Raw genomic sequence first — 18,283 nt, forward strand, 5'->3', positions numbered from 1 at the left:
ATAACTCTTTACCATGCTGTTCAAAAAACACTCACGAAAGATCAACACGCCCTAGCCACTAAATCAAACTATTGAGTGTATATATTGTGCGATTGCTCTTGCAAAGACTAGGCTTGGCTTTCCGCTGTATCCAATACTTTGTTGTTAAACTCTTTTGTGCCTTTGTAACCCATAAATAGTGCTACAGCCCAAATGATGAAACTAATTGGAGATGCAATCACGGTAATTGCACATACAATAGCAATGATTAGATTAATAATACCCCACATGACGCTTCCTGCGTACATTTGACCAGCACCTGGAATAAAGAAGCCAAGTGCTAAGGCAACAATTGGGTTCTTCATGTTGTTCTTAAGTCTAGCTTCTTTAATTGAGTCGTTCATTTTAATCCCCTAATTAGTGTTTGTGTTCTAAAAGGTTAATCCACGTAGAACAATTAAGTCAAATGCATTAATTGTTTCACTTTTATTTTATTTTTGTTAATTGTCATGGAAGTGTAATAAATTATATTTGTAATAAAAAGTTCTGTCAGGTTTTTTACGTACAACCATTCCAATGTCAATAATTTATTTTGGGTGATTTCTATTTCGTGATTAAAGGTTAATAACCATCTCAATTGCTCGATAATTGATCGCCAAGCAGATGCGTACTGTTTCTATAAACTCAGTTTCTATGGGCTAGTTGAGTTTTAAAAGTGCTTTTTCGAACACTTATGTCTGATTGACTTTTGAGCGCGTCATTGTAGCCATGCGCAAATTGAGTTTGCACTAGAAACCATTTGTAACATAATTTATTGGTGCCGATGAGCGTTCCATTTTTGTGATGTTTGTTCAGATTTTTATCGATGGGTTTATTTTGATTGAGTGAGCTTATGGTTGTAGATAAGGAACTTTAACTAGAAAGTTTGATGGCGGTCACTTTTTTTACTAACCAGATGGTAAGTTTTTTTGTGAGAGAGTGTCTAATTGATTCTTTTTGTTGCAATTTGAGGTTTGTAATCTTCGAACTTAACCAGTTTTTCGGCGTGATAATGAGGTGAATTTCAATATAATCATATATTAACGACAAGATTTGCCCCTTGAACGTTGTAATATCTCAAGCTTAATTGACCACTGAATAGCCCTTTATATCGCGGCATTGCGATTTCAGGTAGTGATAACCAAGCTTGGCTTTCCACTCCGTTATAATCCCATTTTTCAGAGCTGTTACTCTTTCATTTCTGGGATGTCCGTCTTTCCAAAGTGCTGAATTTTTGTGTCGTAAGTCTCCCCCCTCTGAGACGGCGCGGATCTTTCTACGTAAAGAAATAAATAATGTTGGCATCACCTCATTATCGCCAAGCTTTACAAGGCTAATCTAATAACTAATGGCTTCGTGGATATCAACGTCAAAGCTTACGCTATGTTCTCTGCTTTTCGAGCCATGTTTTTCATCTTTTACTCACTCTCTCTAAAGGTCCTGAGTTCTGTTGAGTCTATGGCTATGTGGTGAGCAGCACCTTTATATTTATTCCAATATTTAACTTTACCGTTTGTGAGCGATAGCTTATACAGGTGTAATTAAAGGGGGGGGCTAACCTCAATCCCCCCACTTATTTATCTTGGTTCGACTGACTTGGAGATATTTTGCAATTTGTGTACGAGAGAGGCCTCTTAAACGTGTGCGAGTAAACGCACACAAATCAATGATGAAAATTGGAAGGGATTGGTATTTCGTAGCAGGTCATTTCGTGAAGGCTGCTTAGTTCACACTAAAATGTAGATGATAGAGGCCCCTTTGCGGAGCCTTTCACTTTGTAACGATAGCTTATTTGATGGCGAAGGTCGGCAATGATAAATGCCAACGAATAGCGCCAAGCCTGATCAATAGTGTTGAGAACACGCCGGCCAGAAATGCAGTTTCTGAGTCGTGCCCCATGCTGATCGCCACGGTATGGAAAGCGCCACCAATGATACAAGCGGTCGCGTAGACTTCACTTCTTAGAATCATAGGCACTTCACGGGCAAGTACGTCGCGGATAATACCGCCACCGCAGCCGGTGATGACACCCATGATGATCGCCACTAGTGCTGAATCTTGATAGATAAGTGCTTTTTCTACACCAATGCCAACAAACACCGCTAGGCCAATCGCATCACATACCGGCAATATCCACCAAGCCAGACGTTTCGGGCGTCTTACAATAATCATGGTCAACAAACAGGTGATGATGATGACCCAAAGGTAGGTGGTATCGGTGATCCAAAACACGGGAGTTGCACCCAATGCCATGTCACGAATTGTGCCGCCACCAATTGCGGTAACACTGCCTAGAACGGCTACGCCAAAGGGATCCATCTTAAGACGGCCTGCGACAAATACGCCTGAGACAGCAAAGATGGCAGTGCCAAATAAATCGATAATATAAAGCAGCATGGAGTCCATGATACTGGTGCTCTTATAGTTAAAATTGTAGGGACAGGTCGGTGGCGAATTGTACGAAAAAACGCAGCAAATAGTTAGTGATTTTGCCTAGCTCTATCGAAGAAATCGCATACTTGTTGGATCGCTTTCAAAGTTCTTGTTGTCGGGCGATTAATCCAGTCTGAATTGAGGGACCAAATCTGATTTTGAGCGACTGCTGGGATTTCATCTTCCCATGTTTGCCACATGGTTCCATTCTCAATCGCGTGCTGAGAAGTGAAGATCACTTGCGGTTTTCTTAATACAACTTGTTCAATACCAACTTGCGGATATGGCGAGGCGCTGTCTTCAAAAATATTGTGTCCACCACAAAACTCAAACACCTCACTTGGCCAGTGTCCTTGAGCAACAGTGATGATCGGCTTTTCACTGAGTTGGTAGAAGTAGTTTACTGACTCGGCATCTTTGTATTTTAGTCTCAAGGCGTTGAGCTGCTCTCTGTATTGCTGAGCGTTATTTTCGCCAATACTTGGATCGCTAGCGTATTGGCTCAGTTGTTCAATATTGGTTGCGATACTGTCTAGGCTTTTGGTCTTGGAGTAGTAAATATTAAAACCAAATTGCTCTAGTTTCGCGAGCTCTCTGGGCGGGTTTCCCGCTGGCCACGCAAGAATCAAATCAGGCTGAAGTGCGATGATCTTCTCAACCTTGATACCTTGATAGTTTGCCACTTTTTCAAGCTTATCGGCTTGTGGTGGGTAATCACTTCGTTCACTTACGGCGACAAGGTTGTTACCTAAACCTGCGCTGTACGCGAGTTCAGTGGCATGAGGAGCAAGGCTGACCACGCGTTGAGCCGGCTGTACTTGTTCTTGAGTCAGTGGTACTTCTTCTGCAAATGATAAAGGCAGCCATAAGCTGGAAGACAAAATAGTAAGGCTTGTAACAAGTGCTGAAGATTCCACTCTAAATCCCTTGGTGAATAAATAGTAAGGCTAGGCTTTGTAAAAATATCCAGATAGCGATGCGACCAAAGAGTAGTTTCTGAACCTGAGATAGATGCAGAGCTGACGGTGCGATTCTTCCGCCTAATTTTGCGCGAATGGCTTTAGTGTTGTCGTAAATCGCAGGGCCACCCAATGATAGTTCAAGCTTGTTGCCAACAGCCGTGATCAACCAGGCTGGGCCGGGTAGTGGCCAAGAGCGACTTTGGACTAACATCATCTTAAATGTGTGCGTTGCTTTATCACCACATACGATCATCAAAGCAAACAAACGCATCGGTATAAATTCGAGAATCGCGACTATCTTGATCGCCGTTGAGCCGAACGGAGAAAATTGCTTGCGACTTGGCGACCAAGCTCGAGCTAACTCGACCACAAGGCGATACATTAACGCAGCGATTCCACCACCAATGGCGTACCAGAAAAACACACAAACTACGTTACGAGCGTAACCCATGATGATGGTTTCTGTGGCGGCTTTGCCGAGGCCAAGTGACGAAAGTGATTCGGTTTGACGATTGACAATCGGAGCCAGTAACTGACGAGCGGCCGCTTTATCTTCTCGGCCAAGTGCTTTGATCAGTTGGTTAGCCAGCTTTTCATTATTGCGCCAATCAATCGCGAGTAATAACAGTGCCAATTCAAACAGTTGAGATTGCCAAACCAACGATTGCAGTGCCAAGAGAATAACCAGAGTTGGCAGTACCATTAACCCCCAAGCTAATGTACCTGAGATTAAGCTTTGGGAATAGTTGTGGTTGTTATTAACCTTGCTTGCTAAAAGCTCAGCAAACTTATGCCATAAGGTCGTGGGGTGTGCGGCATGGGGGATAGGTAAAATTAAATGAAAAAGCAGTGCTCCCCACATCACAAGGAGCACGCCATTTGCAAATACCTGATCAAACAGTGTTTGCATGTCTAGTCGCTTACTTTAGTAGGGCAACCATCTTGATAACCATTTCAGAAGAGCTTTGCGCTGCTAGTGGCAGGAACTCTTCGAAGCTCATTGGTGATTCTTTGTCTGCAACATCAGAGATTGCACGAACAACCACGAATGGTACTTGGAATTGGTGACAAGCTTGAGCGATAGCCGATGCTTCCATCTCTACAGCTACCACTGATGGGAAGTGCTTACGGATGAACTCTTGGCGTTCTGCTGTACAAACAAATGCGTCACCAGTACAGATAAGGCCACGAACGGCGTGCTTATCTTCCATTTGTGCTAGTGCTTGTTCTGCAACAGCCATCAGCTTGTCGTCAGCTTTGAACGCTGCAGGTTGACCTGCCATTTGGCCGATTTCGTAACCGAAAGCCGTAACGTCTGCATCGTGGTGACGAACTTCAGTAGAGATAACCACATCGCCAAGGTTCAGTGTTGAATCAAAACCGCCAGCAGAGCCCGTGTTAAGAACGACATCTGGTTGGTATTCGCTTAGTAGGATTGAAGTACCAACAGCCGCTGCTACTTTACCAATGCCAGATTGAAGCAAAACAACGTCAACACCATTTAGCTGACCAGAGAAAAAGGTACAACCGCCTTTATTAACTTCAGTAATGTCTGAAATTGCTGCTTTTAGGATCGCAACTTCTTGCTCCATTGCGCCAATGATGCCGATTTTCATGTGTAGTCTCTTAATAAATAATATTTAAACAGTAGAGCGAAATTGTAGCATGGATAAGAAGTGTCGAGCGACTGCCCAGAGGCACTTCTCATCCGAATAGTAGTGATTTATCTGCGTATTCTTTTATCTATTTGATTAGGTCTTCGCTTTTCAAGCTAGCACGAAGTTGTTCAGCTCGTTTTCGGTTTACGCCAAAATCAGAATGGCCAGTACGAGACTCTGAACGCACGATCAGTTTGCCATCCGTGATCTTAAGCTCTAAGTCATCGACAAAACGCATGATGCGAGAGGTACATTCAACACGCAGATAATCTTCTGTTTTACTCGCGGTTTTCGATCCCGGTAAGGTTAGTGCAACCTGCTCAATCGCATCCAAGTTCGCTGAATCTGACAACTCAAACGCGGCCAATGCGTGCTGCTCACGGTCATCTTGAGTTGATACGCAGTTTGGTTTGTCTCCACAAGGTGATGAAGTTCTGTCTTTCATGTCCGTGATTCCTTGGCTGCAAGCGGTTAAAGTCAAAAGAGATAGAGAGAGGAGAGCGGCTTTTTTCATAGTGTTTCCTATGGCGTTGTTTTAATTGTAGTTATAGGTATTGGCTTGTTTGCGATTGTTTTACGTATTTTTCGATATGCTTGTGATAAACGTATCTAATTCAAAAAAGGATCCATCATTGGATCCCTTTTTTATAGTAACGGCCTGAGTAATAAAGGATACCTTAGATTAGTCACACTTCTAGGTAGTCCAAGATCCCTTCTGCGGCTTTACGGCCTTCATCGATAGCGGTCACCACTAAGTCAGATCCTCGAACCGCATCGCCACCTGCAAATATCTTGCTGTTGGTGGTTTGGTATTGAAACTCTTGTTTGTTAGGAGCCTTGATGCGACCCCACTGATCGAGCTCCACACCGAAAGGTTCTAGCCATTCCATCGTATGAGGTTGGAAACCAAATGCCATAATTACGGCATCAGCCTCAAGAACATGCTCACTGCCTTCGACAGGTTCTGGACGACGACGGCCTGCTTCATCAGGCTCACCCAAAGCGGTTTTCACGAATTTCACACCAACCACATGACCAGCGCTGTTAAGCTCTAAGCCGATAGGTTGTAGGTTGAACTTGAACTTCACCCCCTCTTCACGTGCATTTTTTACCTCACGGCGAGAACCTGGCATGTTGGCTTCATCTCGGCGGTAAGCACACACCACATCTGCCGCATTCTGACGAATAGAGGTTCGAACGCAGTCCATCGCCGTATCACCACCACCAAGCACGACGACTTTCTTACCTTGCATATCGATAAATGGGGTTGGGTTTTCCAGTTCCATGACCTTGTAGGTATTAGAAATCAAGAATGGCAGAGCATCATAAACACCCGGTGCATCTTCGTTGTCTAAACCCGCACGCATGTTTTTATAGGTGCCGACACCAAGGAAAACAGCGTCGTAGTCATCGACGAGTTGCTGAAGTTGTACATCTTTGCCGACTTCGGTATTCATTTGGAACTCGACGCCCATCTCGCTAAAGATACGGCGACGATTTTCCATGATGCCTTTCTCAAGCTTGAACGATGGAATACCAAACGTCAGTAGGCCACCGATCTCCGGATAGCGGTCAAATACTACGGCCTTCACACCGTTTCGAACTAAGATATCAGCAGCAGCAAGACCTGCGGGGCCTGCACCGATGATTGCGACCTTTTTATCAGTCCATTCGACATGCGACATGTCTGGCTTCCAACCCATCTCAAACGCTTTGTCATTGATGTATTTTTCAATGTTGCCGATGGTTACTGCGCCGAAATCGTCGTTGAGGGTACAAGAGCCTTCACACAAACGGTCTTGAGGACAAACTCGTCCGCAAACCTCAGGCAAGCTGTTGGTTTGGTGGGACAGTTCAGCCGCTTCGATAATGCGCCCTTCATTGGCAAGCTTGAGCCATTGAGGGATGTAGTTGTGGACTGGGCACTTCCATTCACAGTAAGGATTACCACAGTCTAAACAGCGGTCAGCTTGCGCCTTAGCTTGTTGTTTAGTGAAAGGTTCGTAGATCTCTACAAACTCAATCTTACGAATTTTGATTGGTTTCTTCGCTGGATCTACGCGATTCACATCAATAAATTGGTATACATTCTGGCTCATTATTGGCTCCTTCCAATTATTGCGCTTGAACACGAAGTTCAGCAGAGCTGCGGCTTTGATGACCGAGCAAGGTATTAAGGTCCGCCGTCTTCGGCTTCACTAGGTAGAACTTCGGAATCCATTCATCAAAGTTCGCCAGAATAGCTTCAGCGTGTACTGAGCCAGTCTCTTCTAAGTGCTCTGCAATTAAGCCACGCAGATGTTCTTGGTGGATAAATAAGTCAGACAGAGAAAGTGCCTCGACCGACTCGTTATTTACTCGACCTTGGAAGTCTTCGTTCTTATCCATGACATAAGCAAAACCACCTGTCATACCGGCGCCGAAGTTGACGCCAGTTGCGCCAAGAATGGCAACAATACCGCCGGTCATGTATTCACAGGCGTTGTCACCAGCGCCTTCAATCACAGCAACCGTACCTGAGTTACGTACGCCAAATCGTTCGCCAGCCGTACCAGCTGCAAACAGCTTGCCTCCAGTTGCGCCATACAGACAGGTGTTGCCTATGATGGTCGCTTCGTTACAAGTAAATGCGGTGCCTTGGTGAGGCTTGATAACCACTTTGCCGCCAGCCATGCCTTTGCCAACATAGTCATTGGCATCGCCTGTTAGGTAAAGCTCAACGCCGCCTGCGTTCCAAACCGCAAAAGATTGGCCTGCTGTACCGTCGAGATATAACTTGATTGGTGAACCTGCCATCCCTTGGTTGCCGTATCGCTTAGCAATTTCACCAGAGATACGAGCACCAATCGAGCGGTCTGTGTTGATCACGTTGTAGTAAAGGCTGGTGGATTGACGTTTCTCAATTGCATCGAGTGCATCATCCAGAATCTGCTGGTTGAGCTGAGCTTTATCAAATGGTGCGTTTGGCTCGGTCCAAAACAGTGGGTGACCTTCTGGAGATACCGGAGCTTCGAGTATTGAAGAGAGATCGAGCTTGTTCTGTTTCGCGGTGAGGCCTTGAACGGCTTCAAGTAAGTCAGTACGACCAATCAGGTCCGTGAGTTTTTCTACGCCGAGTTCTGCAAGGTATTGGCGAACTTCATCGGCTAGGCCTGTAAAGTAGTTCACCACCATGTCTGGCAGGCCTTTGAAGTATTCGCGGCGTAGTGTTTCATCTTGAGTCGCAACACCCGTCGCACAGTTGTTTAGGTGACAAATTCGTAAGAACTTACAACCCATTGCGACCATTGGCGCGGTACCAAAACCAAAGCTTTCTGCACCGAGAATCGCACCTTTAATCACATCAAGGCCAGTTTTTAAACCACCATCGACTTGCAGGCGGATCTTATGACGAAGCCCGTTAGCAACCAGTGCTTGTTGAGTTTCTGCTAAGCCAAGCTCCCAAGGGCAACCTGCGTATTTTACCGAGGTTAGAGGGCTTGCCGCGGTACCGCCATCGTAGCCAGAAATGGTGATCAGATCGGCATAGGCTTTCGCTACACCAGTTGCAATCGTGCCTACACCCGGTTCCGATACTAACTTTACTGAAACCAAGGCTTTAGGGTTCACTTGTTTAAGGTCGAAAATCAGCTGCGCTAGATCCTCGATAGAATAAATATCGTGATGTGGAGGAGGGGAGATCAGTGTCACCCCTTGAACTGAATATCTCAGCTTAGCGATTTCTGCGGTAACTTTATGGCCGGGCAGTTGACCACCTTCTCCAGGCTTCGCACCTTGCGCGACCTTGATCTGCAAAACATCCGCATTGGTTAAGTAATGTGGCGTCACACCAAAACGACCGGAAGCTATCTGCTTGATACGAGAGTTACGGTCAGTACCAAAGCGTCGAGGGTCTTCACCACCTTCACCAGAGTTTGAGTAACCACCCAAGCGGTTCATCGCCATTGCTAATGCTTCATGCGCTTCTGGGCTCAAAGCACCGATCGACATTGCCGCAGAGTCGAAGCGTTTAAACAGATCGCTGTTAGGCTCGACTTGCTCTAGTGGTAGAGGCTGATCGGCTTTTTTGAGGCTCATTAAGTCGCGTAACATCGCAGCTGGACGAGCATTTACTTGCTTAGCAAAAGAGAGATAATCCGATGTCTCACCTGTTTTTACTGCAGTTTGCAGAGTGCCAACCACATCAGGGTTATAGGCGTGATATTCGCCGCCGTGTACGTATTTGAGTAAACCACCGTGCTCGATTGGCTTACGCTTAGTCCAGGCTTTACGAGATAAGTTATAGATATCTTGCTGGAAATCGCTAAAGCTTGCGCCTTGGATTCGAGTAGTAACTCCGCGGAAACAGAGCTCAACAACATCGGAATGAAGGCCAACGGCTTCGAAAAGCTGTGAACAGCGATAAGAGGCAATGGTTGAAATTCCCATCTTCGACATGATCTTGTACAGACCTTTGTTGATGCCGTTTTGGTAATTTTGCATTGCGGCACGATAATCTTTATCTAAAGAGCCATCATCCAACATTTTACCTAACGCTTCATAAGCGAGGTATGGGTAAACCGCGGTTGCACCGAAGCCAAGCAGCACAGCAAATTGGTGTGGGTCGCGCGCAGTTGCTGTCTCAACAACGATGTTGGCATCACAACGCAGGTTGGTATCAGCAAGCCTTGTTTGCACCGCACCAACCAACATGGCTGCAGGGATCGGTAGTTTTCCTTTATCTAAACCTTTGTCCGACAGCACAACTAAAACCGCACCTTCGCTGACTTCTTGTTCGGCGCTATCACATACTGCTTTGATTGCTTGTTCAAGGTCTTGATGGTTAGGATCGTAGTGCATGCTGAGAATGACATGACGATAATGTTTTTGACTCAACTGCAGAAGCTGCTGCATGTCAGAGTAAAGCAGTACTGGTGAATCAAACGTGACACGATAGGCGTGACCGTCTGTTTCACAGAACACGTTCATCTCTTTACCAATACTGGTCGCCAAAGACATCACGTGTTTTTCACGCAGTGGATCAATCGGTGGGTTGGTGACCTGTGCAAATTTCTGGCGGAAGTAATCAGTAACCAGACGCTCTTTTGAAGAGAGCACAGCCATCGGCGTATCATCGCCCATTGAGCCTACCGCTTCCTGTCCCATATCACCAAGCACACGCAGCACTTGGTCGGACTCTTCGTTGCTCATCGCAAACTGTTTTTGGTAGGTCTTGAGCGTGTCATCGTCAAAGCTGCGCTTACCGACTTGCTCATCTTGCAGCGCAGAAAATGGCGTTAACTTGTGAACGTTCTTTTCCATCCACTCTTTATATGGGTGGCGGCCTTTGAGGTCATTGTCGATCTCATTAGATTGCCATAGCTTGCCGCGGCGAGTATCTATTACCAACAGTTCGCCCGGGCCAACACGGCCTTTCTCTGCGACTTCATCCGGTGCGTAGTTCCAGATACCGACTTCTGATGCGAGCGTGATTAGATTGTCTTTGGTAATCACATAACGCGCAGGACGCAGGCCGTTTCTATCGAGGTTACACGCAGCGTAACGACCATCAGAAAGTACGATACCTGCAGGGCCATCCCACGGTTCCATGTGCTTGGAGTTGAAGTCGTAGAATGCACGTAGATCTGGGTCCATATCTGGGTGGTTTTGCCAAGCGGGCGGCACAAGCATGCGCATCGCTCGGAACACATCCATACCACCGGCAAGGAACAGGTCGAGCATGTTATCTAGGCTTGATGAATCTGAGCCTGTCTCATTCACAAAGGGTGCGGCGGTTTGTAAATCTGGCAGCAACGGCGAAGAGAATTTATAGGCACGAGCCTTAGCCCATTGTCGGTTACCTTCAATGGTATTGATCTCACCATTGTGCGCTAAATAGCGGAATGGTTGAGCCAGTGGCCAGCGTGGTTGAGTATTGGTTGAGAAACGCTGGTGGAACAGACATATTGCAGATTCCATACGTAAGTCTGCAAGATCGAGGTAAAATCGCGGAAGATCGGCTGGCATACACAGACCTTTGTAGACCATTACTTGTGTTGAAAGGCTACAAATATAGAAATCTTTGTCTTCGGTGATCTGTTTTTCAATTCTGCGACGAGCGATATAAAGGCGTCGTTCAATATCGCGTTCACGCCAACCCGCGGGGGCCGAGATAAACACTTGCTGAATATTGGGAACTGAATCTTTGGCAATCGGACCTAATACGTCGGTGTTGGTCGGTACTACGCGCCAACCTGCAACCGTTAAGGTCTCTTGAGCTAGCTCTTTATTGACGATGTCTTGCGCGGATTGCGCTTTGATTGGATCTTGGCTGAAGAAAATCATGCCGACAGCGTATTGCTTGCCGAGCTTGAAGTTATTCTCTTCAGCAATAATTCTGAGATAAGAGTCAGGCTTCTGTAGTAATAAGCCACAGCCATCCCCGGTTTTACCATCCGCAGCGATACCACCACGGTGTGTCATGCGATCGAGGGCTGAAATAGCAGTTCTTACCAACTTATGACTAGGTTGGCCTTCCATTTGCGCTATTAAACCAAATCCACAGTTGTCTTTTTCAAGACTAGGATCATATAGAGCCATTGCAATTCTCCCTTTTGCTTCTCTGTCATCCAGACAGTAAATGACTAACTATTCATATACTTGTTGTTTTTTATAAACTGATAGTTTGCTTTAGCCAGTTAAAACGTTATTGGTTGTGTTAACAAAACCGATTGATTTTATTTTCATCAGCTTTACAACGTATAGCTAATTGTGTTTAAGGTCAAGTTCATGGTTAATTATCATGCATAAACGCGATTAGCCACTTAATAATCTAAAATAGTCGATGGATATCAATGAGATATATAAGGTGAATGTTAACGAGATTTAACATATACAACAGGATGATTTTGAAAACGACAAATGCCAGATAGAAAAAAGGCTAGCATCGAGTGCTAGCCAAATATAAAAGTTAGGAAGGGTATTGCTTTTCCTCTAGGCTAACGTAATTGACGTTAGCCCGAGAAATATTATGCGGAAAGCATGAGTGAATCAGCTTTCGCTTCTAAGTTTGAGTTACCCATTAAGAAGTCATCAATGGCAATTGCACATTCACGACCTTCATTAATACAACGTACAACTAGAGATTGACCAGTACGCATATCACCAGCAGCGAAAACGCCTTTCTGGTTCGTTGCAAAACCTTCAGAAGCGACGTTACCGCGCTCGTCCAGTTTAATGTCTAGTTGAGCAAGCACGCCGGTTGGCTCCGGGTGTAAGAAGCCCATTGCTAGGAATGCCATGTCACAAGGAATAACACGTTCAGAGTTCGCGACTTCATCAAAGCCTGGACGCTCACCTGGTTTCGCATCTTGCCAAACGATGTCAGCAATACGTAGACCCGTCACTTGACCTTGCTCGTTACCGATGAACTCTTTGGTTAAGATGTTCCAGTGACGTTCACAACCTTCTTCGTGAGAAGTGGTGGTTTTCATGATCATTGGGTATTGAGGCCAAGGCATGTTTGCAGGGCGCTTCTCTGGTGGGATCGGCATGATCTCAACCTGAGTAATGCTCGCTGCCTTATGACGGTTTGATGTGCCCACACAGTCAGAACCAGTATCACCACCACCGATAACCACAACGTGCTTATCTTTAGCGTGAATCTCTTCTGTTTTAAGATCTAGGTTGTTAGCACGGCGGTTGTTTTGACCAAGGAATTCCATGGCAAAGTGAACGCCTTTCAACTCACGACCAGGGATTGGCAAGTCACGTGGAACCGTAGAACCACCCGTTAGCAATACCACATCAAACTCTTGGCGTAGCTGCTGAGCGTTAACATCAACACCGATGTGTTGGTTAACTTTAAACTCAACGCCCGCTTCAGCCATTAGGTTGATCTTACGATCAATCACGTCCATACCCAGTTTGAAATCTGGGATACCGAAGCGAAGTAGACCACCGACTTTCTCGTCACGTTCAAATACCGTTACCGAGTGACCAGCGCTGTTTAGCTGCTCCGCTGCGGCTAAGCCAGCAGGACCTGAACCGATAACTGCGACAGTTTTACCTGTGCGAGAGCGTGGTGTTTTAGGTTTTGCGTACCCTTTACGGTACGCAGTTTCAACAATCGTTTTCTCGATATTACAGATAGTGATTGGGTCTTGGTTGATACCAAGAACACAGGCACTTTCACAAGGAGCAGGACAAACACGACCGGTAAACTCAGGGAAGTTGTTGGTAGAGCTTAGGATATTCCAAGCCTCTTCCCAGCTGTCACGGTAAACCGCATCATTGAATTCTGGGATGATGTTACCAATCGGACAGCCGTTGTGACAGAAAGGTACGCCACAGTCCATACAACGAGATGCTTGAGTATTGATCTTGTCACCAAACTCTTCGTTAAGTACGAACTCTTTGTTGTCTTCAATACGAACCGATGGATCGAGCTTCTTTGGAAGCTCGCGACCGTGTTCTAAAAATCCAGTAGGCTTACCCATTATACTGCCTCCACTTCTTCCGTTTGTGCCTGTTGTGCTTCAGCTTTACGCTTCTCAAGAACTGCTTTGTAGTCGCGTGGCATAACTTTAATCAGTGATGCAACACTTGCTTCAAAGTTGTCTAGGAAAGACTGAGCAACTTCACTTCCTGTGAATTCAACGTGCTTGGTTAGCATATCTAGTAGAAGATCTTTATCTTCTTGTTCAATTGGATCTAGGTCTACAAGTTCTGGGTTAAGCTTGGTTTCGAAGTCACCCGCTTTGTCCCAAACATAAGCGACACCGCCACTCATGCCCGCAGCAAAGTTACGACCTGTTGAACCAAGGATAATGGCAACACCACCAGTCATGTATTCACAACCGTGGTCACCAACGCCCTCAACAACAACCTTCGCACCTGAGTTACGAACACAGAAACGTTCGCCTGCCATACCGCGAATGAAAGATTCACCTGAGGTCGCACCGTAGAAACATACGTTACCAACCACGATGTTATCTTCAGCAACGATAGAAGATTTCGCATCTGGGTACAGTACCAAAGTACCGCCAGACAGACCTTTACCCCAGTAATCGTTCGCGTCGCCTTCTACTTCGAACTTAACGCCTTTCGCAAGGAACGCACCGAAAGATTGACCAGCACTACCGTGGAACTTAACGTTCATTGGCTGTGGTAAACCTTGGTCTTTGTAAACCTTCGAGATTTCGTTTGACAGCATGGTACCAGCAGAGCGGTCCGTGTTGATGATAGGGAAGCTCGCATTCACGGCTTCGCCTTTCTCAAGAGCTGGAATCGCAGCTTGAATCAACTTGCGGTCTAGAACGTCTTCTAGGTTGTGGTTTTGTTGCGTCTGGTTGTAGATACCATCTTCTTCACGTGCCTGCTCAATGTGCAGTACAGGTGTTAGATCTAGGTTCTTGTACTTCCAGTGGCCGATGTCGTCACGAACTTTAAGTTTGTGCGATTGACCTACCATCTCATCGATAGAGCGGAAGCCAAGTTCAGCCATTACCTCACGCAGACCTTCAGCCATGTATTGGAAGAAAGTCACTACGTCTTCTACGCGGCCGTCGAAACGCTCACGCAGAGTTTTGTTTTGTGTTGCGATACCAACAGGACAGGTATTCTTGTGACACTTACGCATCATGATACAGCCTTCAACCACTAGAGCTGCTGTTGCTACGCCCCATTCTTCAGCGCCAAGTAACGTTGCTACTGCAAGGTCACGTGGTGTTTTCATCTGACCATCAGACTGAACAACGATACGGTTACGTAGGCCGTTTTTCAGTAGTGTTTGGTGCGTTTCCGCTAGACCCAGCTCCCAAGGCAGACCTGTGTGACGGATAGAAGACATCGGAGATGCACCCGTACCACCATCAAAACCTGCGATAAGTACCACGTCAGCTTTCGCTTTCGCTACACCCGATGCAATCGTACCTACGCCAGCTTCTGATACTAGCTTCACGTTTACACGGCCATTACGGTTCGCGTTTTTCAGATCGTAGATCAGCTGAGCCAAATCTTCGATTGAGTAGATATCGTGGTGTGGCGGTGGCGAGATAAGACCTACGCCCGGAGGCGAGTGACGCGTTGCGCCGATCCAGTCATCAACCTTATCACCAGGTAGTTGACCACCTTCGCCCGGTTTTGCACCTTGAGCCATCTTGATTTGTAGCTCATCAGCGTTAGATAGGTAGTAAGACGTTACACCAAAGCGACCAGAAGCTACTTGTTTGATTGCTGAACGTTCCCAGTCACCGTTTTCTTTGCGTTCGAAACGTGCTGGATCTTCACCACCTTCACCTGAGTTTGATTTCGCGCCAATGCGGTTCATAGCAACAGCGAGTGTTGAGTGAGCTTCATGCGAGATTGAACCAAAGCTCATTGCGCCAGTAGCGAAACGCTTAAGGATATTCTCGATTGGTTCTACTTCCGCTAGAGGAATAGAGCCTGCTGGGTTTTTGATGAAATCAAGTTGGCTACGTAGCGTTGCTGCGTTGTCGCCTTGGTCATCAACTGCTTTTGCGTACTTCTTGAACTGACCGTAATCTTTGTTACGCGTCGACTCCTGAAGTAGAGAGATGGTTTCTGGGTTGAATAAGTGCTTCTCACCACGTTGTTTCCACTGGTAAACACCGCCAACATCAAGGATTTGAGCTGGGATTTCACGAGCTGGGTAACCAACACGGTGACGAACCAGTACTTCACGTGCGATATCGTCGATCGTCAGACCTTGAATACGAGAAACAGTACCTGTGAAGTATTTTTCAACCACTGATTTGCTAACACCAAGTGCTTCAAAGATTTGTGCACCGTGGTAAGACTGCAGCGTAGAGATCCCCATCTTAGAGAAGATCTTAAGTAGACCGCCGTTAACACCTTTACGGTAGTTATCGAATAACTCACGTGGGTGTACGTTTGGATCTAGCTTCTTAGTACGTTGCAGTTCAACAATCGTTTCAATAACTAGGTATGGGTTAACTGCGTTTGCACCATAACCGATAAGCGTTGCAAAGTGGTGTGTCTCACGAGCGTCGCCCGTTTCAACAACGATGTCACACTTAGCACGTAGACCTTTACGGATTAGGTGGTGGTGAACCGCGCCAACCGCCAGCATTGCTGGAATAGCGGCATGGTTAGAGTTAACCGCACGGTCTGTCAGTAGGATGATAGAGTAGCCATCAATCACTGCGTCTTCTGCGTATTGGCAGATACGCTTAAGTGCGCGCTCTAACTTACCTTGGTCGCCATTTGCTTGGAATACGATATCCAGCGTCTTCGCCTGAAGGTGCTCGTTATCGATTGCACGCAGTTTTTCTAACTCAGAGTTAGACAGTACTGGAGACTCAAGTTCTACTTTTTGACAGTGCTCAGGTGTTTCAGCAAGTAAGTTCTGGTCTTTACCTAGGTAAGTGTTCAGAGACATAACCATGCGCTCACGAATCGGGTCGATCGGCGGGTTAGTTACTTGTGCAAACAACTGTTTGAAGTAGTTTGAAAGGTGCTGCGATTGGTGAGAAAGAATCGCTAGCGGCCAGTCAGCACCCATTGCAGAAAGTGGCTCGTAGCCTGTTTTCGCAAGAGGTAGAATGATTTCGTTTACTTCTTCAGAACTCACGCCAAACGATTGTTGTTTGTGTAGTAGTTTCTCTGGAGAAGGTTGGCTAAATTCGTTGCTCGCATCAGGTAGCTTTTTCAAGCTCAGAAGGTTCTCTTCAACCCACTTTTCGTAAGGTTGTGCTTTAGCAATGCTGTCTTTCACTTCTTCATCAGAAATGATGCGGCCTTGCTCAAGGTCAGCAACAAAAATACGACCTGGTTGCAGACGACCACGGTACTCAACGTTTTCAGGTGCAATCTCAACAACACCAGACTCAGACGCCATTACTAGGAAGTCGTCTTTAGTTACTGTGTAGCGAGAAGGACGCAGACCATTACGGTCCAGTGTTGCACCTACTTGAACACCATCGGTGAAACATACTGATGCTGGGCCATCCCATGGTTCCATAACGTTCGCGTGGTACTGGTAGAACGCACGACGAGTTGGGTCCATGTTTTTGTTTTCTTGCCATGCTTCTGGGATCATCATCATCAACGCGTGTGGCAGAGTACGACCTGAAAGAACAAGTAGCTCAAGTGCCATATCGAAGTTTGATGAATCCGAACTACCTTCCTGACAGATAGGAAGCAGCATGTCGATTTCAGCTTGTGTAAACAGATCCGATTCTAGGATTGCTTCACGTGCTTTCATCCAGTTCAGGTTGCCGCGAACCGTATTGATTTCGCCATTGTGCGCGATGTAACGGAAAGGCTGAGCTAGACGCCAACGTGGGAATGTATTGGTAGAGAAGCGAGAGTGTACTAGTGCTAGAGCTGTCACCATGGTTGGGTTTTGCAGATCTAGGAAGTACTGAGGAACTTGTTCAGTTGTTAGCTGACCTTTGTACACCAATGTCTTGTAAGACATAGAGTTGATGTAGAAGTCATCACCGATATTTGAAACGCTTTCTAGGCATACACGAACCGTGTAGTTACGTAGAACATACAGTTTACGCTCAAGCTCTTCTGGTGTGATACCAGGGCCGCCAGAAATAAATACGTGTTCAAATTGAGGTTCAGTGCTTAGTGGGTCAGCACCAATCATTGAATTGTCCGTTGGAAGTTCACGGTAACCGATAACTTCTAACTCAAGGCGTTGTGCATTGCGTTCTAGAATGTCACGACACTGTGCACGTTTGTGTTCATCTTTAGGGAAAAGTACAACACCAACACCATATTTTTCAAAAGATGGCAGCTTAATTCCAAGCTTTACGGCTTCTTCTAGTAAGAATTCGTGCGGCTTCTGTAGCAGGATACCTGCACCATCACCAGAACACGGATCGCAGCCTTGGCCGCCACGGTGTTCCATACGTGCAAGCATATCGAGTGCTTGAGTTACTACATCATGAGATTTGCGATTCTTTAGATGCGCAACAAAACCGATACCACAAGCGTCATGCTCCAATTCAGGAGTATACAGACCCTGTGAGTTCTGCTCTTGATCTACCATAGATACATCCTTCCAGTTAAATCTAGGCGCAACTTATTTGTATAAAGTCAGCCTTGTCCTTTTATATTTATGGGTCTAAACCTGCCTATGCTGGCGGTTTGAATCCTTTCCGTATCTCGCAGGAAAAGTATTGCGAGAAAAACAATCCTTAGTGATACCTGTTTATTTTTAACCACAAACTAGTGGTT

10 protein-coding genes and 1 pseudogene are annotated in these 18,283 nt (G+C 46.0%); all 11 read right to left on the bottom strand.

What is annotated here, in order from left to right; genetic code table 11:
- Positions 1–107: 107 nt before the first annotated feature.
- The 11 genes and pseudogenes from AB6D06_RS16090 to gltB (AB6D06_RS16140) all read right to left on the bottom strand — a co-directional run bounded on the left by AB6D06_RS16090 (position 108) and on the right by gltB (AB6D06_RS16140) (position 18,095).
- Positions 108–383, bottom strand: a complete 276-nt coding sequence (locus AB6D06_RS16090) for a hypothetical protein (protein ID WP_017066511.1) — start codon at positions 381–383, stop codon at positions 108–110.
- Between the two features lie 668 nt (positions 384–1,051).
- Positions 1,052–1,561 (bottom strand): annotated as a pseudogene (locus tag AB6D06_RS16095) (IS5/IS1182 family transposase); the annotation flags it as partial.
- Between the two features lie 245 nt (positions 1,562–1,806).
- A complete protein-coding gene (locus AB6D06_RS16100; protein WP_017070823.1) occupies positions 1,807–2,424 on the bottom strand; it encodes a TRIC cation channel family protein in 618 nt (205 codons plus the stop codon).
- A 74-nt stretch (positions 2,425–2,498) separates the two neighbouring features.
- Entirely contained in the window at positions 2,499–3,368 is an 870-nt protein-coding gene (gene btuF, locus AB6D06_RS16105) for a vitamin B12 ABC transporter substrate-binding protein BtuF (protein WP_017062892.1), read from the bottom strand.
- A 1-nt stretch (position 3,369) separates the two neighbouring features.
- The gene (locus AB6D06_RS16110) at positions 3,370–4,323 is read right to left on the bottom strand and encodes a cobalamin biosynthesis family protein (RefSeq protein WP_229647462.1); all 954 of its coding nucleotides are present in this window, start codon (positions 4,321–4,323) and stop codon (positions 3,370–3,372) included.
- A gap of 10 nt (positions 4,324–4,333) precedes the next feature.
- Positions 4,334–5,029 (bottom strand): 5'-methylthioadenosine/S-adenosylhomocysteine nucleosidase, encoded by a 696-nt coding sequence (gene mtnN / locus AB6D06_RS16115; RefSeq protein WP_012603226.1) that lies wholly within the window; start codon positions 5,027–5,029, stop codon positions 4,334–4,336.
- 127 nt (positions 5,030–5,156) lie between these two features.
- Positions 5,157–5,585: a DUF1499 domain-containing protein gene (locus AB6D06_RS16120; RefSeq protein WP_229647461.1), complete on the bottom strand. Its 429-nt coding sequence runs from the start codon at positions 5,583–5,585 to the stop codon at positions 5,157–5,159.
- Positions 5,586–5,757: 172 nt separating this feature from the next.
- Positions 5,758–7,170 (bottom strand): FAD-dependent oxidoreductase, encoded by a 1,413-nt coding sequence (locus AB6D06_RS16125; RefSeq protein WP_372100350.1) that lies wholly within the window; start codon positions 7,168–7,170, stop codon positions 5,758–5,760.
- Between the two features lie 16 nt (positions 7,171–7,186).
- Positions 7,187–11,650, bottom strand: coding sequence for a glutamate synthase large subunit (gltB, locus tag AB6D06_RS16130; protein WP_372111023.1), 4,464 nt, complete (start codon positions 11,648–11,650; stop codon positions 7,187–7,189).
- Between the two features lie 428 nt (positions 11,651–12,078).
- Complete coding sequence (locus AB6D06_RS16135; RefSeq protein ID WP_372100353.1) at positions 12,079–13,548, bottom strand: glutamate synthase subunit beta; 1,470 nt, start codon at positions 13,546–13,548, stop codon at positions 12,079–12,081.
- Complete coding sequence (gene gltB, locus AB6D06_RS16140; RefSeq protein ID WP_372111027.1) at positions 13,548–18,095, bottom strand: glutamate synthase large subunit; 4,548 nt, start codon at positions 18,093–18,095, stop codon at positions 13,548–13,550. Before gltB (AB6D06_RS16140) ends, AB6D06_RS16135 begins: the two co-directional genes overlap by 1 nt.
- Positions 18,096–18,283 lie beyond the last annotated feature (188 nt).

The organism is Vibrio sp. 10N.239.311.G01, assembly GCF_041465805.1.
Lineage (GTDB): Bacteria > Pseudomonadota > Gammaproteobacteria > Enterobacterales > Vibrionaceae > Vibrio > Vibrio crassostreae_C.

What these genes read in the sequence shown, in the direction of transcription:
- AB6D06_RS16090 (WP_017066511.1), bottom strand. Translation starts at nt 383, where the DNA reads ATGAACGACTCAATTAAAGAAGCTAGACTTAAGAACAACATGAAGAAC.
- AB6D06_RS16100 (WP_017070823.1), bottom strand. Translation starts at nt 2,424, where the DNA reads ATGGACTCCATGCTGCTTTATATTATCGATTTATTTGGCACTGCCATC.
- AB6D06_RS16110 (WP_229647462.1), bottom strand. Translation starts at nt 4,323, where the DNA reads ATGCAAACACTGTTTGATCAGGTATTTGCAAATGGCGTGCTCCTTGTG.
- mtnN (WP_012603226.1), bottom strand. Translation starts at nt 5,029, where the DNA reads ATGAAAATCGGCATCATTGGCGCAATGGAGCAAGAAGTTGCGATCCTA.
- AB6D06_RS16120 (WP_229647461.1), bottom strand. Translation starts at nt 5,585, where the DNA reads ATGAAAAAAGCCGCTCTCCTCTCTCTATCTCTTTTGACTTTAACCGCT.
- AB6D06_RS16125 (WP_372100350.1), bottom strand. Translation starts at nt 7,170, where the DNA reads ATGAGCCAGAATGTATACCAATTTATTGATGTGAATCGCGTAGATCCA.
- gltB (WP_372111023.1), bottom strand. Translation starts at nt 11,650, where the DNA reads ATGGCTCTATATGATCCTAGTCTTGAAAAAGACAACTGTGGATTTGGT.
- AB6D06_RS16135 (WP_372100353.1), bottom strand. Translation starts at nt 13,548, where the DNA reads ATGGGTAAGCCTACTGGATTTTTAGAACACGGTCGCGAGCTTCCAAAG.
- gltB (WP_372111027.1), bottom strand. Translation starts at nt 18,095, where the DNA reads ATGGTAGATCAAGAGCAGAACTCACAGGGTCTGTATACTCCTGAATTG.